Here is a 22,397-nt window from a genome sequence, read left to right on the forward strand (position 1 = left end):
ATAAATGAATACAAAAAACTCATAAAACGCACACACGCCGAGACAAATGAAGGACAACACCATGTACAAATTTGGAAGTACTCTGCTGATCGCCGCCGGTCTGACCCTGGCTCCCCTGGCTCAGGCCATGGCCGCCGACAAGGCCGACATTGCCGTGTTGATCCCCGGTAAACACAACGACAACGGCTTTATGCAGGCCGCCTATCGGGGCTATGAGAAGATCCAGGCCGAGCTGGATGTTAACGCCAGTTATGTATCCAATATCTCCGCCACTTCGGATCCGGTACTGCTGACCGACGCCATGCGCAAGCTGGCCCAGGAAGGCCCCGACATGATCATCGCCCACGGCGGCCAGTGCAACGGCCCGGCCCAAACCGTGAGCCAGGAGTTTCCCGATATCAAGTTTGTGGTCATTCAGGGCCATGTGCAGGGCCCCAACCTGTCCAGCTATGTGGTGCGCCAGGAAGACTCCGCCTGGCTGGCCGGTGCCCTGGCCGGCCTGACTACCGAGTCCGACGTGGTGGGCCATATTTCCGGTGCCTGGCCCACGCCGGGTCTGATCGGCCGCGCCGCCTTTTATGACGGCGTGAAGCACGTCAATCCCGATGCCCGGTTCCTGACCTGGTTTACCGGTGATCTGGATAACACCAGCATCAACGGTGAGGCGGCGGCTGCAGAAATCGCCAAGGGTGCCGACGTCATCTACACCATGCTCAACGCCGGGCGTCAGGGGGTGATTGACGAGATCAAGTCGCACGACGGCAAGGTGCGCCACATCGGCAACGTGTCCGACTGGACCCCGGTTGACCCGACCTTCGTCGGCTCGGCGGTGGCCGATGCCAGCGTGGCCATCCTCAACGCCGCCCAGGACTACACCACCGGCGAATGGCAACCCAACCAGATCACCGAAATCGGTCTGGGCCAGGGTGACGTGGTCAAGCTGACCCTGGCCGACGATGTCTCGCCCGAGGTAAAAGCGAAGCTGGACGAGCTGGCGAAACAATTGATCAACGGCGAAATCACCATGAAAACCACCTTTGATGGCCAGGAGTTCAATCCGGCCAGCGGCGAGTTTGTAGACCAATCTTTCAAGGAAACCCTGAAGAACAAGTCCTGATAGCCACAAATTAGCTTGCTGCATTAAGAGGCAACAGGTTGCCTCTTCTTGATTCCCGAGTCGTCTGCCGGCTGCATCGAGGCCTATAAGAGGAGCAAAGCGATCTGCTCTGCCGACCTTCTATTACGGCGAGTCGGCGGAGCTGGCCCTTTGCCCGACTTGCATGAACATTCAAAGTACCGCACCCTCGTGAAATTCCCGTTTCTCCGCTTTCGGACACTGGCATTCCCCGCCCAGCCAAGTACCATATAGCGCCATGGCCCTGCGTTGGCCGCAGGTTTGGCATACCTGGCACAGCCTGCCACCATCACCTGTCAAGACGGCCTGTCAACTCACTGATTTATCAGGACAATCATAAATGGCTCAATTTGTTTACAGCATGAATCGCGTGGGCAAGGTAGTTCCGCCCAAGCGTCATATTCTGAAGAATATCTCCCTGTCGTTTTTCCCCGGCGCCAAGATTGGCGTACTGGGTCTGAACGGCGCCGGTAAATCCACGCTGCTGCGCATCATGGCCGGCCTGGATACCGAAATCGAGGGCGAAGCCCGCCCCCAGCCCGGCATCAACATCGGCTACCTGCCCCAGGAGCCTAAGCTCAAGCCGGAGCAGACGGTACGCGAAGCCATCGAAGAAGCGGTTTCCGAAGTGGCCGGCGCGCTGAAAGAGCTGGACGAAGTCTACACCGCCTATGCGGATCCGGACGCCGACTTCGACAAACTGGCCAAGCGTCAGGGTCAGCTGGAAGCCATCATTCAGGCCCACGACGGCCACAACCTGGACAACCAGCTGGAACGCGCCGCCGACGCCCTGCGTCTGCCGCCCTGGGAAGCCACCATCGACAAGCTGTCCGGTGGTGAACGCCGCCGGGTGGCCATGTGTCAGCTGCTGCTGGAAAAACCGGACATGCTGCTGCTGGACGAACCCACCAACCACCTGGACGCCGAGTCCGTGGCCTGGCTGGAGCGCTTCCTGCACGACTACGAAGGCACCGTCGTGGCCATTACCCACGATCGTTATTTCCTCGATAACGTGGCCGGTTGGATCCTGGAGCTGGACCGGGGCGAGGGTATTCCGTGGGAAGGCAACTACTCTTCCTGGCTGGAGCAGAAAGACGCGCGTCTGTCGCAGGAGCAGTCTTCCGAGGCCGCCCGCCAGAAGTCGATCCAGAAAGAACTGGAATGGGTTCGTCAGAATCCGAAAGGTCGTCAGGCCAAGTCCAAGGCCCGTATGGCCCGCTTTGAAGAACTGCAGAATCAGGACTTCCAGAAGCGTAACGAAACCAACGAACTGTTCATTCCGCCCGGCCCGCGCTTGGGTGATCAGGTGATCGAAGTCGAGCACCTGACCAAGTCCTACGGCGACCGGGTGCTGATCGACGATCTGTCGTTCAGCATCCCCAAGGGCGCCATCGTCGGTATTATCGGCCCCAACGGCGCCGGTAAGTCCACCCTGTTCCGCATGATGACCGGTGCCGAGCAGCCGGACTCAGGCAGCATCACCCTGGGTGAGTCGGTACAGCTGGCTTCGGTCGAGCAGTTCCGTGACAGCATGGACGACAGCAAAACCGTGTGGGAAGAAGTGGCCAATGGCCAGGATATGCTGCGCATCGGCAACCTGGAGATCCCCAGCCGCGCCTATCTGGGACGGTTCAACTTCAAGGGCATCGACCAGCAGAAGCGGGTCGGCGAGCTGTCCGGTGGTGAACGTGGCCGCCTGCACATGGCCAAACTGCTGCAGACCGGCGGCAACGTGCTGCTGCTGGATGAACCGACCAACGATCTGGACATCGAAACCCTGCGCGCGCTGGAAAACGCCCTGCTGGAATTCCCCGGTTGCGCCATGGTGATTTCGCACGATCGCTGGTTCCTCGACCGCATCGCTACCCACATCCTGGATTACCAGGACGAGGGCAAGGTGGAATTCTTCGAAGGCAACTTCACCGAATACGAAGACTGGAAGAAGAAAACCTACGGCGCCGAATCCGTGCAGCCCAAGCGCATCAAGTACAAAAAAGTCACCAAGTAACACTGTTTACCCGATGAACAACACCAAAGCCCGCATGATGCGGGCTTTTTGTTGACTGATGTCAACTGCATCGAGGACCATCGAACCAGCTATAATGATGTTCAAATCCAGCTGGAAATTCGGCAACGGCGCGCCCGCATGCTTGCCACCGAGCAAGACTCCATTTGTTTGGGTCATGTTTCGCGACTTTTTCAGGCAAGGTAAAACATAGGGTAGAGTGACAAGGGCGTGATATGAGTTTTGAACAAATCTTTGATGACAGTTACGAACGCGTTTTACGCACCCGCAAGGATGGAACCGATTTTTTCGGCGCCTTCTATCATCGATTTCTGCATGATGACGAAAGAATCGCCCAACGTTTTGCAAATACCGACATGGCGGTTCAGCAAAGCATGTTGAAAAAGTCCTTCTACAGCCTGTTTGCTTTTTATGCCAGTGGCCAGGCTGACGGTGCGATTCGCCGCATCGCCGAAAGGCACAACCGTGACCATCTGGACATTCATCCAGAATTTTATGATCGCTGGCTTGAATGTTTGATCAGTAGCGTAAAGCGGTTTGACGATGAGTTTTCGGAAGACGTGGAGTTAGCCTGGCGTCTGGTGATGGCTCCCGGCATTACCTATATGAAATTCAAATACGACAAGCCATGCCCGACGCCGTCCGGGAAACGGTAAACTGCGGCACGTATTCCGGCCTGCCGCTGAGGTCGGCACCGAACTGTGAGCCTGCCGCCTCGCCCCTCACCCTGCATGATGGTATTCTTGTCGGCTTTGCACAGCATGAGCCCCGAGACCGTTATGGACACTTACGCCGAACAGGCGCGACTGGAGCCAGCCGATGCCTGGTTTGGCTTCAAGCAGCTGTTACCACTCTCCTTTTTTGTGGCCGCCTTCGGGCTGGCCTTTGGCCTGGCCGCCGCGCAGGAAGGCTTGAGCGAAGGCAGCATAGTGTTGATGAGCGCGCTGGTGTTTGCCGGTACCTCCCAGTTTGCCGCGCTGGACATCTGGGGCACCCAGGTGCCGCTGGTGCCGCTGATCATCACCACCTTTGCCATCAACGCCCGTCATCTGCTGATGGGCGCCAGCCTCTATCCCTGGCTACGCCATCTGTCGTTACCCAAGCGCTACGCCATCATGCTGTTTGCCTCCGATGCCAACTGGGCCATGGCGATGCAGGGCTTTCACAAGGGCGAGCGGGCATTGGGCATTCTGTTTGGCGGCGGTCTGGCCATCTGGTCGTTCTGGATGATCGGTACCTGGCTCGGCCTCTATTTCGGCAGCGCCATCGAAGACCCGTTCAGCATAGGGCTGGACATGGTGCTGGGCTGCTTTCTGCTGGCCATGACCCTGGGCGGACGCAAAGATCTGCGCACCTTCATTATCTGGGTCGTGGCGGGCGCGTCGGCGATGATGGCCTACTGGTGGCTGCCCGCCAACAGTCATGTAGTGGTGGGCGCCCTGTCGGGCGGCCTGCTCGGCGCCCTGTGGATGGAGAAAAAACCAAAATGACACTGGAAACCGCCGGTTCAGGCACCCTGCTGATTATCGGCGTCATGGCCGTCGTGACCCTGGCCACCCGCTGGGGCGGCGTTTTCGTGATGTCGCTGATCCCCATCAACCATAGGGTGCAGCAGTTTATCAGCGCCATGTCCGGCTCGGTACTGGTGGCCATTCTGACGCCGCTGGCGGTCAACGGCGATATCGGCGCCCGCATGGCGCTGCTGGCCACGGCACTGACCATGCTGGTGCTGAAAAAGCCGCTGCCGGCCATTACCGCCGGTATCATAGCCGCGGCGCTCAGCCGACACTTCTTCGGCGGTTAACCGCCAATAGTGCTGCTAAACGTTGATATGTCGGCCAAAGGGCCCGCTCCGCCGACTCGCTATGAATACATCCATGTACGCTCTCTGTTTCATCCATGAAACAGAAGGTCGGCTGAGCAGATCCCTTTGCCCTCCTTGATACAGCCGGGTCGTCTGTTAACACCTCCTGCGGATAACTCGGCGCTCCAAAAGAGGTAACAGAGATCGCCTCCCACGACCGTGAAATACCATGGATGGTATTTCCGAGCATACAGGGATGTACTCGTAGCGTGTCGTGAGAGGCGGCTGTGTTGCCTCAGGAGTGAGGACTCTGAATATGCACACATACTGGATGTAACTGGTCTAATCGCCGCCGTTCAATGCAAAAGCCCGCCGTATGGCGGGCTTTTCTGGTTTACAGCCAGGCTTAGCGTTGCCACACCACCGGGAACCAGTCTTCCCGCATCTTGTCGCCGGTTTGCAGGTTTATACCGTCAAACGGCGGCGAGGTGGCGCCACCACGGTCTACATAACGCACATCGTCGCCCATGAAGCGGGTAGAAAAGGCCCGGCGACGATTCATGGTCTGGTTGCCCGGGGCGCCGTGTACCGTCTTGAAGTTGAACAGCAAGGCATCGCCCAGCTCCATTTCGGGGATCATGATCTCGAAGTCGCCGCCGTCGATATCCGGCATTTCCATGAAGTGGCTGTCTTCCTTGTACCAGGAGGCATTGGTCGACCATTTGCTCGGCCGTACCAGCCTGGGCCAGCGGTGGGAGCCCAGTACCACCTGCAGGGCGTTTTCCGGGGTGATGGGATCCAGCGGTATCCAGTAGCTGCCGGTCTGCTCGCCGTCGACGCAGTAATAGGGCAGGTCCTGATGCCAGGGAGTGGCCTTGGAGGTACCCGGCTCTTTCACCAGAATGTGCTCATGAAACACCTGAATACGCTCCGAGCCGGTGGCTTCGCCGACGATGGCGGCCCCCGGCGACTGCTCGATCCACCGTTTGAACTCGGGAATACGCTGCCAGTTGCAGTAATCCTCAAAGAAACGGCCGGTATCGTTGCCGGTGACGTTTTCACGGCCATGCTCGCTGGGGTCGTTCAGCACCCTGTCGAAGCCGGCACGCAGTGGTTCAATCCAGTCCTTGAACACGCCCTTGATCACGATGGCGCCATCGCGCTCATACGCCGCCTTTTGCTCTGGTGTCAGCCACATTTTTTTGGCTGAAGACTGTGCGGTTACCGGCATATTCATGCTGTTTTCCTTTCTCTTCATGAGTAATGAATCGACTTTAACACTTCCATTACATAGTATAAAAATACACTTTTTATATTAAGTACATAGACCAATGGCTATTCCCTTCACCTTCCGTCAATTGAGTTATTTTGTGTCCGTGGCCCAGCATGGCAGCATCAGCAAAGCCGCCGAGGCATTGCATGTATCTCAGCCGTCGGTGTCCATCGCCATTCATCAGCTGGAGAGTCTGCTTAACCAGCCGCTGTTTCAACGCCATCGCGGCCAGGGAGTCAGCCTGACCCCCAGGGGGGAAGAATTACTCAAGAAAGCGCGCCAGATCCTCACCCTGTCTCATAACCTGCTGGCCCGCCGGCATGAGCATGAAACAGAAGTAGAGGGGCAACTGGTCATTTGCTGTTTTCGGGACATAGCGCCTTATTACCTGCCCCGGCTGGTCAGCGAATTCGAGCGGCGTTACCCCCACATTCGAGTGGTGATGCAAGAGCAGGATCTGGCCGGGGTCAGCCAGGCGCTCAAACAGGGCAAGGCCGAGCTGGCACTGAGTTATGAACTGGGCCTGCCCCAGCAGACAGAAGTGCAGGTGCTGGACGAGCTGAAGCCCTATGCCCTGTTGCCGGCCGGTCACGCGCTTGCCGCCAAGCCGGTACTCGGTCTGGCGGAAATAGCGGCTGAGACCCTGATACTGCAGGACATGCCGCTGACCCGGGAGTATTTCATGTCACTGTTCTGGCATCAGGATCTCAAGCCACGCCAGATACACACCACCGCCTCGTTCGAGATGCAGCGAGGGCTGGTGGCGCATGGTCATGGGGTGGCGCTGTCCTGCACCCGCCCGGCGGGCGATCAAAGCTACGACGGTGAACCTTTGGCCTGCCGACCATTGCAGGATGAATTTCCGCCCCAGCGGGTGGTGCTGGCCCGCTCCCGAGAATTTCCGCTCTCCATCCCCGCCCGGCTGTTTCTCGACAGCGTCGCCGGGCTGAATAATCAGGCATAAAAAAACCGTAAGACCCCGGGTTCAGGTTGAACCCGGGGTCTTACGGCTTATGGCTTATGGCTTATGGCTTATGGCTTACAATACCTGCGCCGCTATCCAACCGAAGATCACCAACGGAATGTTGTAATGAATGAAGGTGGGGATCACAGAATCACGAATATGATCGTGCTGACCGTCCGCGTTCAGGCCGGCGGTTGGTCCCAGGGTCGAGTCGGAGGCCGGTGACCCCGCATCACCCAGGGCACCGGCGGTGCCCACCAGCGCCAGCGTCGCCAGGGGTGAAAAACCGAAGCTGATGGCCAGCGGCACATAAATAGCGGCGATAATGGGAATGGTAGAGAACGAGGAGCCAATGCCCATGGTAATGAAGAGCCCCACCAGCAGCATGACCAGTGCCGCCAGCGGCGGGCTGTTGCCAATCAGTTCACCGGAGCCGGCCACCAGTTCGGGAATGGCACCAGAGGCCTTCATTACCCCGGCAAACCCCGAGGCGGCAATCATGATAAAGCCAATCAGCGCCATCAATCGCATGCCCTGGGTAAAGACGTCGTCCTGATCCTTCCACTTGAACAGGCCATTCATCGACAGCAGGGCAAAACCCAGCAGACCGCCCAGCACCATGGAGCCGGTGCTCAATTGCACCACCAGGGCACCGACAATGGCGGCGATAATCATCAGCAGTTGTTTGCGACTGAGCCGGGTTTGTGGTGTGCCCTGCTCTTTAACGGCGACCTGCTGATGCTGGTAATCTCGCGGCCGACGATAGCTGAACAGCACCGCAACCCCCAGCCCCAGCACCATACCCAATGCGGGCAGCAGCATCGCCTTGGGCGCCATGCCCGGTGTGATATGCATGCCCAGCCCGTCACCGGCCTGGTTGACGCTGTTGGTCAGAATATCGTTGAGGAAAATGGTGCCAAACCCCACCGGGGTGGTCATGTACATGATGGTGATACTGAAGGTGATCACACAGGCCACGGCGCGGCGATCCAGCTTCAGCATGCTCATCAGCCCCAGCAACGGCGGTACCAGAATGGGAATAAAGGCGATATGTACCGGCACCACGGTACCGGAAGCGGCACCCACGATGATCAGGGCACCGAATATCAACCATTTTACGCCGCTCAGCTGGCCCGGCTCGCGCCGGGTACCGACCCAGCCCAGGGCCTTGTTGGCCACCAGATCGGTAATACCGGTACGCGACAGCGCCACCGCAAAGGCCCCCAGGGTGGCATAGGCCAGCGCGACGGTGGCGCCGCCGCCCAGACCGTCGTTAAAGGCGCCAATCACCTGCTCTACCGACATGCCGGCCCAGAGCCCGCCAATCAGGGCGGCGACCACCAGCGAAAACACCACAGATACCCGAGCCAGGCATAACGCAACCATCACCAGGATGGCCAGAACAATGGCATTCATAGGATCCACTCCCTCATATAATCAAGTCCCTTTATCGATGTATTCTCGGTGCCCGAACAACACCAGGCACTCACAAAAAATTAACATTAAATACACATTAACGATTCATATAGTTTGTATATACAATAGATATCTTTTTAGCTATCCACCTTGCACGCGCCCCCTGAACCAGAGCGAATACCGCCAGACCGCCTCTCCCGCCATGCTCCGAAAGAGAGCAATATCCGGGATGATTTATCCCTGCAGCGCCTTGCCGACCAGGGCCTGCATGGCAGGAGCAAGCGGCACTTGCAGGGCGGCGGCGTGACCGTCCGGCGACATCTTGCCCCAGGTTTTGCCAATGATATCGATTAGCTTGTCTTCCTGGTGTCGTGTCGCGAAGTCGGCCAGGTAATAACGAATAAACACCAGACAAATTACGTCTTCCAGCGCCTGCACCAGCGGATCCCGCTTAAGTTGCTTTTTCAGCAGCAGCTCCTTGACTCGTTGCTGCTCGTCTTCGCCGTAACCGACTTTTGCCATCAGGTTGGCGGTCAGATCACCATGAAATTGCGCCAGATCAGTGCGCCAGCGTTTGTAACCGGCCTTATCCATCGGGTAGTCGGATCGCGGAATACTCCAGCGCTTGATGTGCTGCGCCCGACAGGCAATTTGCAGCAGTTCCGGTGCATTCGGCATAAATTGCGCCAGAGTGTCGCTCATTCGGCAACTATACAGATACTCCTTCGGCCAATGCTGACCGTCGGCCAGCTCCTGATTGGGATCTTCGCGATTTTCGGCGTCAATCAGCGCCAATACCTGCTGTAAACGGGAATCCTGGGTCATCACCTGACATCCTGTGGAGGTAACAAAAAAAGCATTGTTACCTCTGGGTCTGTAAATGCAAGCAGCAATCAAGGAGTTACTCCATTTAACCCGATAAAAAGTGGCCGACGCCCTCGAATAAATTTCGACTCCGTATTGATGCATATCAAATATAGCTATAATATGCCGCTTAAGTTGCATCCTGAATATCACTTAAAGAGAGCCATATCATGCTGGATAGCCGCACCATCGACATCGTCAAAAGCACAGTCCCTTTGCTGGAGTCTGCCAACACCGCCCTGACCGAGCACTTCTACCAGCGCATGTTCCGTGACAACCCGGAGCTGAAAGACGTATTCAACCTCAGTCACCAGAAAACAGGCCGCCAGCCCGCCGCCCTGTTTACCGCCGTGCTGGCCTATGCCAAAAACATCGATAACCCGGCGGTGCTGAGTGCGGCGGTAGAGCGCATTGCCCAAAAGCATACCGGCTTTGCCATCAAGCCCGAGCAGTACGCCATCGTCGGCCATCACCTGCTGGAAACCATCAAGGAACTGGCTCCCGATGCGGCTACGCCCGAAGTCATCGACGCCTGGGCTCAGGCCTACGGTGCCCTGGCCGAAATTTTTATCGGTCGTGAAGAGCAGATCTATCAGGGCAACGAAAGCAAGGCCGGCGGCTGGCGTGGCACCCGGGCCTTTGTGGTAAAGGAAAAGCAAGCGGAGAGCGAGCAAATCGTAAGCTTCCTGCTGACTCCGGCCGACGGCGGCGCCGTGGCCGATTACCTGCCGGGCCAGTACCTGAACCTGCACCTGGACAGCCCCGTCCTCGAACACAAGGAATATCGTCAATATTCCCTGTGTCAGGCCGCCAACGGCCGGGAGTATCGCATTGCCGTCAAGCGCGAACCGGGTGGCGTGGCTTCCAACTTCATGCACGATCAGGTACGGGTTGGCGACACCCTGCAGGTGCTGCCACCGGCCGGTGACTTCTTCATGGAAGTCAGTGCCGACACGCCGGTCGTGCTGCTCTCCGGCGGCGTGGGTCTGACGCCGATGCGCGCCATGCTCGACCAGCTGCTCAGCCAGGGCCATCAGGCCGACGTTCACTGGCTGCACGCCTGCGAAAACGGCGCCCAGCATGCCTTCAAGGACGATATTCAACGGCGTCGCCAGGCCCACGCCAACCTGAATACCCATGTCTGGTATCGTACCCCGGCCGAAAACGATCAGCCGGCCGAAGACTATCACGCCGAAGGGCTGATGGACTTGAGCCAGGTAAAAGACGCCATCATTCAGGACGGTGCCCATTATTACTTCTGCGGCCCCCTGCCCTTCATGGCCATGGTCAAGGAACAGCTGTCGGCCTGGGGCATCGAAGACGCACGCCTGCATTACGAGGTATTCGGCCCGCATCAGAGCCTCTAATGGCGACCGGATCCCACAATCCGACTCTCGCGGTTTACAGTCTTGACGAACTGCTCTAAACAGAAGACTCCGTTGCACATCTTCAGGGCAACCCTGCCCGGATTGACAGGGGGTTTTTATGGATATCAATGCGCTGCAAACGCTGCTGTTTGTTCCGGCCAACCGGCCGGAACGTTTCGACAAGGCTCTGGCCAGCGGGGCCGACGCCATCATCATCGACTTGGAAGACGCGGTACCGGCGGCAGAAAAAGACGCCGCCAGCGCCACCCTGAGCGGCTGGCTGGACAAACAGGCCGCCAACTCGGTGCTGGTGCGCATCAACGGCACCGGCAGCCCCTGGTTTAATCAGGACAGTGCCCTTTGCCGCTCCCCGGCGGTGGCCGCCATAGTAGTGCCCAAGGCCGAAGATCCCGAGGCGCTGCAAGAGCTGGCTCATATCACCGAAAAACCCCTGTTACCCTTTATTGAATCGGCGCTGGCCTTTACCCGACTGAACGACATTGCCGCCGCCCCCGGTGTGGCCCGGCTGCTGTTCGGCAAACTGGATTTGGCGCTGGATCTCGGTATGGACTATCCGCCACCGGCGGGAGAACCGCTCGACGAATCGGCCTTTCTGTTTGCCCGCAGTCAGCTGGTGATATGTTCACGCATTCATGGGCTGGCGGCACCTCTGGACGCCATTTATACCGCCATTCACGACCCCAAGGGACTGACCGCCTACATTCGTCAGGGCATGCGGCTGGGATGTGGCGGGCTTCTGCTGATTCATCCGGCCCAGGTGGCACCGGCCCGACAGGCGCTGACGCCCACCAGCGCCCAGATTTCCTGGGCCAAACATATTCTGGAGGCGGAACAAAGGGTCAAGGGCGCCGTGGTGGCGGTAAGCGGCAACATGGTGGATACCCCGGTCATGGCCCGGGCACGCCGCATCATGGCCTCGGTCGACGACCGGCTGAAATAGCGAAAAAACGGCGCGTTTCAGATACAATCCCTTTTTTGATCATCTGATGAGCGGTCGTGGCTGCTCATAAAAAGGAGCCGTCATGCTGGTAAAAGTATTACGTAATGGGATTGGGAGGATTTGGCAGCTGGGTGATTTTATTACTCGTCCTACCAAAATGCGCCGAGCACCACAAGCACAGCAACAGGTGGATGAAGCCTGCGAGCAACTGGCACTGTATCAGCTGCCGCGCTGTCCCTTCTGTATCAAGGTTCGTCGCAACATGCACAAGCTGAACCTGCCCATAGCACTGCGTAATGTTCAGCCCGGCTCCCCGCATAGAGACGAGCTGCAGGCCGGCGGCGGGCGCATCAAGTCCCCCTGCCTGCGCATCGAGGAAAACGGCGAAAGCCGCTGGATGTATGAGTCGAACGACATCATCGCCTACCTGCAGCAGCGCTTCGGCTAAGCAAATAAAACAGCCCGCGGATCAATCGATCCGCGGGCTGTTTTCATTCGGATTAATCCGTCGTTATCAGTTCAGTAGTTGCTCTGCACATCACGCGCGGCTTCTTCCACCGCCTCGCCCCCCTGCTGGATATCCTTGCCGGCACCGGCAAAGGTGTTACAACCTGCCAGACCGACAGCCAAGCCTATCGAAATCAGGGTTGCCAGTAATATCTTCACCATCTTCGTTTTCCTCTTGCCGAGTTGATAACCATTCAGAGTATAGACTCAACGGGGCGACAAAAATGTCTCATCCAAGTCTAATCATGGCCTCGGCCAAATCCGGAATGGGCCGGCCGATATGATAGCCCTGGGCATAATCGATACCGGTCGCCTGCACCAGAGCCAGCACCTCCTGCGTTTCCACGTATTCCGCCACCGTTTTCACACCCAACTGCTTTGCCAACTGCGTGATACTGCTGACAAACGCCATGTCCCGACTGTCATTGGCCATGTTGGCGATAAACTCGCCTTCGATTTTTACAAAGTCGATCGGTAAATGCTTCAGGTAATGAAAAGACGAAAAACCCGAGCCAAAATCATCGATTGCCAGTAAAAAACCGGCATCTTTCAGTGCCCGAATAAACTTCTCCAGCAACACCATACTCTTTATCGTATCTCTTTCGGTGATCTCGAACACGATACGGCCCGGGCACATTGCATACTGCGCAACCAGCCTGTCTACCCGGCCCAGAAAATCACTGACCAGCACAGATCGTGGCGACAGGTTGATAAACAGCAACCCTCGATAACCGGTCGCGCTTACCTGGGCAAAGGCCTTTTCCATCACGATATAATCGAGCAGATGTACCTTGCCCATGGACTCGGCAATTTCGATGAACTCACCGGCATTCATCAGGCTGTCATCCGCCAGCCGAATGCGACTCAGCACTTCCACCGCCCCCGGCTCGCCATCACTCATCGGCAATATCGGCTGAAACACCGGCAGCAGGGTTCGCTGTTCGATAGCCTGGTTCACCAGCTGGGTCTTTTCGCTCATATCGCGGAAAACGTCTGCCACATCCTGCTCTTTCGGCAAGCTGACCCGGTTTTTTCCCTGCGCCTTGGCGCGGTACATCAGGTTATCCACGAACATGAACAGTTCTTTGGCATTGTCTGCATGGTCGGGATACAGGCCCACACCAATGGAACAGCTCGTTTTCAGCATGCTGCCGTCGTATTCCATCACAAAGCTGTCCAGCGCCTGCAGGATCTGCTCGCTCACCTGCCCGGCCCGCTCCATATCGGCCTCGGGCAGCACCACCACAAACTCGTCACCACCATAACGGGCCAGCACATCGCCATTGCCCAGTTGCTGCTTGAGCAAGACCGACAGCTCGGTCAGCAACCGATCACCACTGGCATGGCCGTAACCATCGTTAATCGATTTGAAGTTGTCCAGATCCAGCAGCAGCATGGCCACCGGATACTCGTGTCGGCGGCTGCGATCCAGCTCATATTCAAGCAGTTCCCAGAACATACGCTGGTTATAGAGATTGGTGAGCGGATCCCGGGTCGCGTAATATTCCAGATCCCGGGTGTATTTGTAGATGGCCTTGACCGACCCCACCACGTTGAGCAGGGTAGACAGGATACTCTCCAGCACCAGCACCTTGGTTCTGTCCTTGACGATATCCGCCTGCACCCCGATGCCGACAATACCGCCGATTTTCGGGGTTTCCACCAGCAGGGATTTGGTCTGCAGTTCAATATCATGAGTATCCAGCTCGATAACCACTTCACTGCCCCCCTGCACCATGTTGTGATGCAGCTTGAATTCGCTGTGGCGGAACAGGGAGTCCTGGGCTCTGAGCCGGTGCAGCACCGCCTGTTCCATCATGTTCAGGGTTTGCGGGCTGGGTGGATGCAGCCAGAAAATCTCCAGGTCAAACAACTCATCATCCACCTTGAAGATGGAGAACATGGTGTAAATATCCAGCACCTTGTTGATGTCAATCATCAGCACGTTGACATACTCGCGCCAGTCACGCACCACTTCCGAGGTAATGACGAACTTTTCCAGCAGGCGGATCTCGAATTCCAGCAGATCCTTGTCTACCGCAATATTGCGCAGCTTGTCGGCCAGTTGCTCGACCTGACCGAAAATACTGTTCATCTCTTTAAAACGAAAATCGCTGCGCCCTTCACCCATACGAGACAGGTCGGACAGGGTTTCGACCTGTTCGATACTGCGAGAAAGCTGCTGAACCGAATCGTTGATATGCAGGCTGACCCGGCGCACCGCCCAGAAGGCAAACAGTAACGGCAGCGGAGACAGCAGCAACAGGTAATAGAGCAAATTACGGTTGGCCATGCCGAGCTGGGCCGACAAATCCTGCTGTACCTCGATCACCCCCAGGGTATCGCCTACCTGGGCATTGGTATGACAGGCCAGACAGTTTTCACGGGCATTGAGCGGATAAAGGTAACGCAGGTGTTCGCCCTGATCGAAGGCGGCCACCTGCCCGGTCGACAGCACACTGTGCAACGAACTATCCAGCGCCGGCTGCGCTATCTCGCCGAAGCGGACATCGACCAGACCGCCCCGGTACAGGTTGATACGAATGTTGCCCTCGAGGCTGCCGGACTCCAGCTCGCTCAGAAACGATTCCAGCTGTGATCGGGTCCAGCCCTGACTCATGATGAGATACATGGAATTGAAGGTATTCTTTGCCACCGAGGAAGCTACCTGATGGGCATTTTCCCGAATACTGCTCTGATAGGCCTGATTTGCCACCAGCAGCAACAACAAGAAGCCGATAATGGAAAAAAACAGGGTACGATTCAGCAGATAGCGCTTGATTGTGGTTGGGCGTCCAGCCATGGTGGCGAGCTCTCCTTGTCACCGAAGCGCCGACTATACCCAAGAGCAAGAATCGATGCATCGTGCGTCCTATGTTTTATTGATGTAAATCAATAAAACATAGGACGCCTCCCGGCATGCCTACTGATTGATATTCAATACTGCCGATACTTTTTTCATGATCGTTTGCCGGTTAAACGGCTTAAGTACAAAACTGCTGGCACCCAGATTAATGCATTCCAGAATGACATCTCTCTCATTTTTACCGCTGATAATGATGATAGGAATGTTCTTGGTCCAGGAGTTTGCCTTGATGAAGCGGGTGGTTTCAATGCCGCTGATACCCGGCATCATGATATCCATCAGGATAAGATCCGGTGTGGATCGCTGCAGCAGGTTTATCGCTTCTTCTCCGCTGGCCGCAAAGTCAACATCATAATCATCAGATCGCAACAGTGCGAGCAGCAGATTACGCTGAAAGGCATCGTCCTCAACTACCATGACACTGATTCTGGATTTGGGTGACGCTTGAGACAACTGATAGGATGAACGAACATTGTCGGATGAAAAGGCATCAAGCTCGTTGGCAAAGCTTCTGATACTTTCAACCCCCTGTCTTATCCGGTCAAGACTGTAAACAGGCGTATTTTCCCTATTATGATCTTCAGCTTCATCGTTAGACCAGAAGCCGGAGACAGCCTCTTTTGCATGCTCAACCTCACCGATGACCCGCCGAATATTTTTTTCTACCGTTTCAACCGCGTTATTCACCTTGACCGAAAAGGTATGACTGCCTTCCACCTGCCTGACAAAAAGCGCCTCCAGATCGGTCAGCGCCTTATCCTGTTCGGAAGAGAATGTTACTTTCTCTCTGAGCTGATAGGTTTCATTGATCTCCGTAATCGCCTGGTGAACAGACATCAACAAACGGAAAGGATCATAAGACAACGGCCAGAATACGATATAGTTATCAAATTTTCGGGATCGACACAGTTCATAGGCCAGTTTCGCCTCCAACTTGTTGCATAAGAGCAGGCACTTATAGGGCTTTGAATGTAAATGTCGACTTCGGAGACAAAGCTCTCCATAGACATTTTCCGATTGTTCAACATCCTTGTATGCCAGCAAGATAACATTTGCATCAGCCCTATCAAACTCGCCCACAACGTGGTCGATCGAGGTTGACACTACAATATGTTCAAACTCTACAGCCAGCATCTTGTTGACAACCTCTGCCGTGCTATGGCTGTTGGTCGCAATAAAAATAACATCTTTTTTATTGACTGGCATGGCTATTACGGCTCCTTGAAATAAACCATTACGCTAAAAATTCAATTTTCCATCCTGATAACCATACAGGCATGGCGTCGGCCGGCATGGGTCTGGAAATAAAATAACCTTGCGCCATGTCACAGCCGGTGCTCTTTAAAAACGCCCAGTCTTCATGGGTCTCCACCCCTTCAGCCACTACCGTCATGCCATATTCTCCGGCCAGGGCGAGGCAGGCATGGTAAAAGTTGGCCTTCGACGAACTATTGGCAATGCCGTTGATAAAGGATCTGTCTATCTTCAATTCGCCAAAGGGATAGTCGCTTAGCTTGCTCAGATTGGAATACGCCGTGCCGAAGTCATCTATGGCCAGCTCGAACCCCTTCAGTTTCAGCCTGGTCATGATTTCGAGCGGCTGACGCCTGTCATCCAGCGCCCTGCTTTCGGTGACTTCAAACAGAAAATCACCGGAAGACATGCCCTTGCCGTCGATCAACTGGCAGAGACTGTCCATGAAATCAAAGGATGAAAGACTCAGCATGGAGATATTGATGGCCACCGGAAAAGTGTCACCTCTGGTACGCCAGCGCTGCGCATCATCGATCGCGTTAGCCAGCACCAGCCGAGTTAACTCATTGATATAGCCATGGTGTTCAACCAGATGAATAAACTGATCGGGAAAAATGATGCCATGCTCCGGGTGCCGCCAGCGAACCAGCGCCTCGACTCCCTTGACCTCGGCACCCGACAAAGACACCTTGGGCTGATAGTAATTAATAAACTCTCTGTTTTCGATGGCACATAGAATTTCTTCAATCGAAAACTGCTGCTCCTTTTTAAGCGGCGCTTGCTCGCATATTTCAAGTCTGCCCAGCATCAAGGACAGCTGTGTCGAGCACACCGGTTTTTCCAGGTGGCCGAGTACATTGATGCCATAGGAGCGGGAAAGCTCTTCCGATGCTTTAAGAATACGTTTGCTCTGGCCGCTGACCAGAACGAGCGCGCCCGTATAGCCGCAGCCGGCCAACCGCCTTATCAGCTCGAGACCATCCATCTCCGGCATGTTCAGATCCATGAAGATAAGATCGGGGCATTGCACACCGGAGCCAATCTTTTCAAGGACTCCTATGGCACTCTTGCAGATATCCACCCGGTAATCGCCATGTTGTCCGACCATGTGCGCCAGCAACTTCAACGAAAACAGATCGTCATCAACAATCAATACTTTCATGTCATCATTTTTATTCATAACATCCCGTGCAATTATTCTTTTATTCTTTTATTCTTTTTTCGATAAAACCAATGACTCGTTCGGCCTCAGCGTAGAACGCCTGCAGCATCTCCGGCGTCATGGCCGGCCGAGCGCCATGACAAGCCACTTCTATCTGGTCACAGCAATCCCCCAGAGTAATGGCCCCCACCGAGCGCGAAGAGGATTTCAGGGTGTGAGCGATATCCCCTAACCGTTTCATGTCTCTTTGCTTCCAGGCATCCGCCATCGAGACCTGATTCTCTTTCAGGCTTTGCAGGTAATCGGTAAGCAATTCCTGAAAGATGGACTCATCATCCCCGATCAATGCTTTCAGTCTGCTTATATCCACCGCCTCTGTCGGATCGGTTTCAGTACCCGCAACGGGCGGTGACTCGTCCTCATGTTCAGGCAACCAGCGTTCAAGCATGGCCTTCAGCTTCTGCAGCTCCATCGGCTTGCTCAGATAATCATTCATTCCCTGTTCAAGACAACGCGCAATTTCCTCCTTGAAGGCATTGGCGCTCAGCGCCACTATGGACATGGGCGAGGCCCCGTTTTCTTGCTCCCGGATCTGCCGGGTCAACTGGTAGCCATCCATCTCCGGCATGTGGAGATCGGTGATCAGCAGATCATAGGGTTTCTTTCGCCACAGCTCGATGGCTTCAACCCCGTTATTGGCAATATCGGCGGTATAACCCAACAACAGTAACTGCTGGCGAATTACCTTCTGATTTACTTCGTTGTCTTCGGCTACCAGAATCGACGCCTCATGACGGCCGGTTAACGGCTCTCTGCCCGCCCTGACCACTTTCTCTGTCGCATAGTACCGCTCCGGCAACCGGATATACCCGGCAGCACCGGCCACGGCATCGAGAAAGGCGGCCCGCTTGAGCACATTGGCATCCATCATGACGTGATCGGCGGCCACCTGGCGAGCATGCCGGCGGGCCCCCCGCTCCAGCGTCACAAAGCGAACCTGCCGGTCGGGCCACGATGAAGCCGCCGTCCGCAGCTGTTCGGTGGGAAACTGCTGCCGAGTGGCATCATAAACCCAGATGCACATACCGGGAGGATAGCACTCGCTCATCCGGGCAGCGGCCTCGATATCCGCAGCATAATGTACTTGAGCATTTTCGTGCTGAAGATAACAGAGCAGATCCTCGGCAATGCCTTCGTTGCCCCCAATCACCAGGCAGGAGAGCCCATCGAGCACGGATGCGCTAACCGTACTGTCCGTATTATCGTCATCCAGCTCGAAGGGCAACGAGACCGTAAAGCAGCTGCCCGCTCCCGGCTCACTCTGCAGCTTGATGTCGCCGCCCAACAGCTGTACCAGATGATGGGTAATGGTCAGTCCCAGGCCGGTACCGCCGAAACGCCGGGTGGTGGAAGAGTCGGCCTGGGTAAAGGCATCGAACAGGGTCGATTGCACCGCCGGGTCTATGCCGATACCGTTATCGGCCACGTCGAACTGTATCCTGATGGAAGAAACCCCGCTGGCAGACAGGGAGGTTCTGACCGACACCTTGCCGGGCCGGCTGCTGCCGGAAAACTTGATGGCATTCCCCACCAGATTAATCAGTATCTGACGAATACGCAGGCTGTCACCGAGCACCCGGCCGGGCAGCACCGGATCGATAAACAGGGTCAGCTCGGCCCCCAGTATCCTCGCTTGCTGATCGAGCATCTGGCAGGTCTGCTCCACCACGGCGGGAATCGAAAGCGGCTGTTTTTCCAGATCCAGTTTTCCCGACTCTATCTTCGAGAACTCCAGAATCGCATTAATCAGCTCGGACAGGGAAACGGCCGAGTAGTGGATCAGGTTCAGCATGTCGTGCTGGCTGCGAGTGAGTTCGGTCCGGGCCAGTACATCGAGCATGCCCACCACCCCGTTCAGGGGAGTGCGAATTTCATGGCTCATGGTCGCCAGAAAATAGGACTTGGACTGGTTGGCCTGCTCGGCATCCTGTCTGGCTTGCTCCAGCTGTTTGGTGCGTTCGGTGACTCTGTGTTCAAGCTGTTCGGCAAGCAGCTGCAGCTCCCGGGTTCGGCTTTCCACCAGCTCCTCCAGCGACTGGTTCAGCGCCACCAGCTGGGCCTTGCTGTCGTGCAATTCGATTTCAATCAGCTTTTCCTGATGAATATCGACATTCACGCCTGCCATGGTCATGGCCTGGCCGGCGCCGTCATATTGCACGATTTTTCCGCGCGATCGAATCCAGTGCCAGTTTCCACTGGCGGAAAGCAGTCGGCATTCGGCCAGAAAGTAATCGCTCTGCCGGCGATAATACTGGTCAAACAGTTGCCTCACCCTGAGTTTGTCTTCCGGATGCAGCAGACGGAAGAAGTCTTCGCCATTGATGAACTGGCCGTTGTCATAGCCCAGCATACGGCCATAGTGGCCCTTAACTACCAGTTGGTTGGTGGCGAGGTTCCAGTCCCAGTAGCCCAGCTCGCTGCCTTCAATCACCCGGTTCAATAATTTTTTATTATTTTTAAGCTGTTCTTCGGTCGTTTTACGCTCGGTGATATCGATGGCCGATACGATCAGCTTGTCGATAGTCGATTCATTATTTGAGATAGGAATGATATTGAGATCGAGAGTGAAAAGCTCACCGTTTTGCCGGCGTAATTGCACGTCCCGTCGCACCCTGTTGCCCTGCAGTGCGTGTTGAAAGTCCCCGGACAGAGCCTGCTGTTCTTCAGGCAAGTCGTCGAACCAGGGGCTCAGGGTGAAATGCCGCCCGATTAACCTGGATTCAGGCTGACCATAAGCATCGAGCAGCGCCTTGTTCATCCTGACAATAAAGCCGCCCCGATCGAGTTCAACAATATAACTCGCCATGTTATTTAATATGTCGGCCAACTCTTGCTTGGTCTTTTTCAATGCCAGGGTGCGGCGTTTGACCCGCTCTGCAATACGCATATTGTGGCCGGCGGTGATGATCGCATAAGCCGTCAATAACAGCATCAGCACCACAATGGCGACAATAAATACCTGCATAATGGTGGACTGTGCCGGCTGCCAGGGTGCGACCGACCAGCTTTTGATATCAAGCCGTTTATCGGCCAGAAACTCCGGATGATTACTCCAGTCCGGCTCTTGCTCCAGATGAATGGGCAGGCGAGTGTCCATCAACTGCACCGGTGATCCGCCATCTAAAGCACTAAGCGTGATACAGAAACTCACTCCTATGCTCTCGACTCGTTGTGCCAGATCGGCCAATAAGTCATTGAAATAAATCAATCCTACCGCGAAGCCGATAAAAGCCTCTTCCCTTGCCGCCTCGTTCGCCCCACTCGAATCAAAACCGGTGCGGTATACCGGTAGCAAATAGCGCCAGTCGTCGGGGCGGTTCGGATTTTCTTCATAAAACGCCCGCCGTTCCAGCAAAACGGCACGGCCACTCCTGATGGCCATTGCCAGCTGGTCGGGATCTTCGCTGCCCAGATCATATCCGGCTGCAATAGTGTGTCCGTTTCGAATAGAGATAAACAGAAAGGGATAATAGTAGGAACGCTCGCCGGCAGGCACCAGATTACCCTGACCATCGTTGTCGGCAATGGAAAATGCGGTCTGCCGAAGATGCTTCGCTTGCGCTTCAAACTCGTTGCGTTGCTCAATCGGTACCAGCGGTGCCCAGCCCAGACCTTCAATACCTCTGGTTTTCAGAGAATGCTGCGCAAAACGTTTGAATTCATCCAGATTGACCTCTTCGCTACTGTTCATGAAGGCGGCGACGCCATTGACCGAATCGCTCAGGGCGAACAGCCCCCGTTCAAAGTGCTCATGCACCAGTTCGCTGTAGGAGGCAAAACGCTGTCGAAACTCCAGCTGTTCGCTCTTGCCCAGGGTATGGAAGACCATGACCACCAGCACGATGAACAGCAACGGCAGCCACTGCAGCCTTCTGGCGTGATCTTTGAGCCCATCATGCTGCCGATAGGCCAGCGGCAACATGATGGGGGTGACCATCAGGATTCCCAGGCACTCGGACATCCACCAGGTGAGCCAGTTACCAGTCAGAGAGTCCGGCGGCAGCGATTGCAAAAAATACATGCTGCCGATGCCAATGGTCGCCGACAAGGAAGCGGCGAGCGGCGCCGCCAACAACAGCGCCCGCATCACCCGCCATTCGCTGACACTGCCCGGTTTGTCCGTCACCAGCAGCGCCATGCCCCTGGCCCCCACGAGGGCAGTCAGCATGGAGCCGATGGCGGTGATCGACGTCAACGCCAGTATGGAGGTATCCAGGACGTGACCGGCGATAACGATTTTATGGAACAAATCCGAAGCAAAGGCGGCCAGCCATACCACGGGCCCGTAGCGCAGTCCCCATAGCAGCAGACAGAACAGCGCCAGCCCGGTGGCCGGCCACACCGGCGCCGTATAGATGGGCGGAACCGCCAGCCACATGCCAAATTCGGCCAGCAGAAAATAACCGATCAGCAGCAACGCTGCTCGTTGATAAAATAACATGTGCTCTATACCACTGTGGTCATATTCAGCTTGTTAGTTGGATGCGAAAAGGCGACGGATATTGATGGCCTCGGTACCCGAATTAGCAAGCATGCAAAACATTCCGGATGACGCAGTTATCACAAGAAGCTGTTGCCATAAAAATAGGCGACATCCTAACTTATCGGGCATACGAATACCTGCCTATTGATGTAAATTAAATACGAATTTAAACCAAACTCCCATTTTTTCGTATTTGTCATGAGATTGTCATGCCGGGAAGTTATGATAGCGACAGGGTACCCACTTGCGATCTGA

18 protein-coding genes are annotated in these 22,397 nt (G+C 55.8%); 9 read left to right on the forward strand and 9 right to left on the reverse strand.

All coding sequences use genetic code 11. From position 1 onward, the window contains the following. Window positions 1–61 precede the first annotated feature (61 nt). Together Q0753_RS00525 and ettA are read left to right on the forward strand one after the other, a co-directional pair. Window positions 62–1,117 (forward strand): BMP family protein, encoded by a 1,056-nt coding sequence (locus Q0753_RS00525; protein ID WP_298715732.1) that lies wholly within the window; start codon window positions 62–64, stop codon window positions 1,115–1,117. 358 nt (window positions 1,118–1,475) lie between these two features. Next, complete coding sequence (ettA, locus tag Q0753_RS00530) at window positions 1,476–3,143, forward strand: energy-dependent translational throttle protein EttA (protein ID WP_298715734.1); 1,668 nt, start codon at window positions 1,476–1,478, stop codon at window positions 3,141–3,143. A gap of 6 nt (window positions 3,144–3,149) precedes the next feature. Here ettA and Q0753_RS00535 read toward each other — a convergent pair whose 3' ends face one another. After that, window positions 3,150–3,320: a hypothetical protein gene (locus tag Q0753_RS00535; protein ID WP_298715736.1), complete on the reverse strand. Its 171-nt coding sequence runs from the start codon at window positions 3,318–3,320 to the stop codon at window positions 3,150–3,152. A gap of 56 nt (window positions 3,321–3,376) precedes the next feature. Between Q0753_RS00535 and Q0753_RS00540 the strand changes: the two genes are divergently transcribed. The 3 genes from Q0753_RS00540 to Q0753_RS00550 all read left to right on the forward strand — a co-directional run bounded on the left by Q0753_RS00540 (window position 3,377) and on the right by Q0753_RS00550 (window position 4,965). Next, a complete protein-coding gene (locus Q0753_RS00540) occupies window positions 3,377–3,817 on the forward strand; it encodes a globin (protein WP_298715738.1) in 441 nt (146 codons plus the stop codon). A 123-nt stretch (window positions 3,818–3,940) separates the two neighbouring features. Beyond that, the gene (locus Q0753_RS00545) at window positions 3,941–4,651 is read left to right on the forward strand and encodes an AzlC family ABC transporter permease (protein WP_298715740.1); all 711 of its coding nucleotides are present in this window, start codon (window positions 3,941–3,943) and stop codon (window positions 4,649–4,651) included. After that, window positions 4,648–4,965 (forward strand): AzlD family protein, encoded by a 318-nt coding sequence (locus Q0753_RS00550; RefSeq protein WP_298715742.1) that lies wholly within the window; start codon window positions 4,648–4,650, stop codon window positions 4,963–4,965. Before Q0753_RS00545 ends, Q0753_RS00550 begins: the two co-directional genes overlap by 4 nt. Window positions 4,966–5,371: 406 nt before the next feature. Here Q0753_RS00550 and Q0753_RS00555 read toward each other — a convergent pair whose 3' ends face one another. Next, complete coding sequence (locus Q0753_RS00555; protein WP_298715744.1) at window positions 5,372–6,202, reverse strand: phytanoyl-CoA dioxygenase family protein; 831 nt, start codon at window positions 6,200–6,202, stop codon at window positions 5,372–5,374. Window positions 6,203–6,296: 94 nt separating this feature from the next. Between Q0753_RS00555 and Q0753_RS00560 the strand changes: the two genes are divergently transcribed. Beyond that, window positions 6,297–7,202: a LysR substrate-binding domain-containing protein gene (locus tag Q0753_RS00560; RefSeq protein WP_298715746.1), complete on the forward strand. Its 906-nt coding sequence runs from the start codon at window positions 6,297–6,299 to the stop codon at window positions 7,200–7,202. Window positions 7,203–7,277: 75 nt separating this feature from the next. Here Q0753_RS00560 and Q0753_RS00565 read toward each other — a convergent pair whose 3' ends face one another. Both Q0753_RS00565 and Q0753_RS00570 read right to left on the reverse strand, forming a co-directional pair. Continuing rightward, window positions 7,278–8,618: a Na+/H+ antiporter NhaC family protein gene (locus Q0753_RS00565; RefSeq protein ID WP_298715748.1), complete on the reverse strand. Its 1,341-nt coding sequence runs from the start codon at window positions 8,616–8,618 to the stop codon at window positions 7,278–7,280. A gap of 234 nt (window positions 8,619–8,852) precedes the next feature. Continuing rightward, on the reverse strand, window positions 8,853–9,443 hold the full coding sequence (locus Q0753_RS00570) for a DUF4202 domain-containing protein (RefSeq protein WP_298715749.1): 591 nt from the start codon (window positions 9,441–9,443) through the stop codon (window positions 8,853–8,855). Between the two features lie 209 nt (window positions 9,444–9,652). Here Q0753_RS00570 and hmpA point away from each other — a divergent pair, with 209 nt between their 5' ends. The 3 genes from hmpA to Q0753_RS00585 all read left to right on the forward strand — a co-directional run bounded on the left by hmpA (window position 9,653) and on the right by Q0753_RS00585 (window position 12,258). Then, window positions 9,653–10,849: an NO-inducible flavohemoprotein gene (gene hmpA / locus Q0753_RS00575; RefSeq protein WP_298715751.1), complete on the forward strand. Its 1,197-nt coding sequence runs from the start codon at window positions 9,653–9,655 to the stop codon at window positions 10,847–10,849. A 118-nt stretch (window positions 10,850–10,967) separates the two neighbouring features. Next, on the forward strand, window positions 10,968–11,810 hold the full coding sequence (locus tag Q0753_RS00580; protein ID WP_298715753.1) for a CoA ester lyase: 843 nt from the start codon (window positions 10,968–10,970) through the stop codon (window positions 11,808–11,810). Window positions 11,811–11,892: 82 nt separating this feature from the next. Next, a complete protein-coding gene (locus Q0753_RS00585) occupies window positions 11,893–12,258 on the forward strand; it encodes a glutathione S-transferase N-terminal domain-containing protein (RefSeq protein ID WP_298715755.1) in 366 nt (121 codons plus the stop codon). Between the two features lie 71 nt (window positions 12,259–12,329). On the opposite strand, the gene Q0753_RS00590 is transcribed toward Q0753_RS00585, so the two are convergent. The 5 genes from Q0753_RS00590 to Q0753_RS00610 form a co-directional block, all read right to left on the reverse strand. Next, window positions 12,330–12,479, reverse strand: coding sequence for an entericidin A/B family lipoprotein (locus Q0753_RS00590; RefSeq protein WP_298715757.1), 150 nt, complete (start codon window positions 12,477–12,479; stop codon window positions 12,330–12,332). Between the two features lie 67 nt (window positions 12,480–12,546). Further along, window positions 12,547–15,120, reverse strand: a complete 2,574-nt coding sequence (locus Q0753_RS00595) for a bifunctional diguanylate cyclase/phosphodiesterase (protein ID WP_298715760.1) — start codon at window positions 15,118–15,120, stop codon at window positions 12,547–12,549. Window positions 15,121–15,240: 120 nt separating this feature from the next. After that, the gene (locus Q0753_RS00600; protein WP_298715762.1) at window positions 15,241–16,389 is read right to left on the reverse strand and encodes a response regulator; all 1,149 of its coding nucleotides are present in this window, start codon (window positions 16,387–16,389) and stop codon (window positions 15,241–15,243) included. Between the two features lie 28 nt (window positions 16,390–16,417). Continuing rightward, the gene (locus Q0753_RS00605; RefSeq protein ID WP_298715764.1) at window positions 16,418–17,617 is read right to left on the reverse strand and encodes an EAL domain-containing response regulator; all 1,200 of its coding nucleotides are present in this window, start codon (window positions 17,615–17,617) and stop codon (window positions 16,418–16,420) included. A 22-nt stretch (window positions 17,618–17,639) separates the two neighbouring features. Further along, a complete protein-coding gene (locus tag Q0753_RS00610; protein WP_298715766.1) occupies window positions 17,640–22,100 on the reverse strand; it encodes an ATP-binding protein in 4,461 nt (1,486 codons plus the stop codon). Between the last annotated feature and the right edge of the window lie 297 nt (window positions 22,101–22,397).

The organism is uncultured Oceanisphaera sp. (assembly GCF_947495715.1).
Taxonomy (GTDB): domain Bacteria; phylum Pseudomonadota; class Gammaproteobacteria; order Enterobacterales; family Aeromonadaceae; genus Oceanimonas; species Oceanimonas sediminis.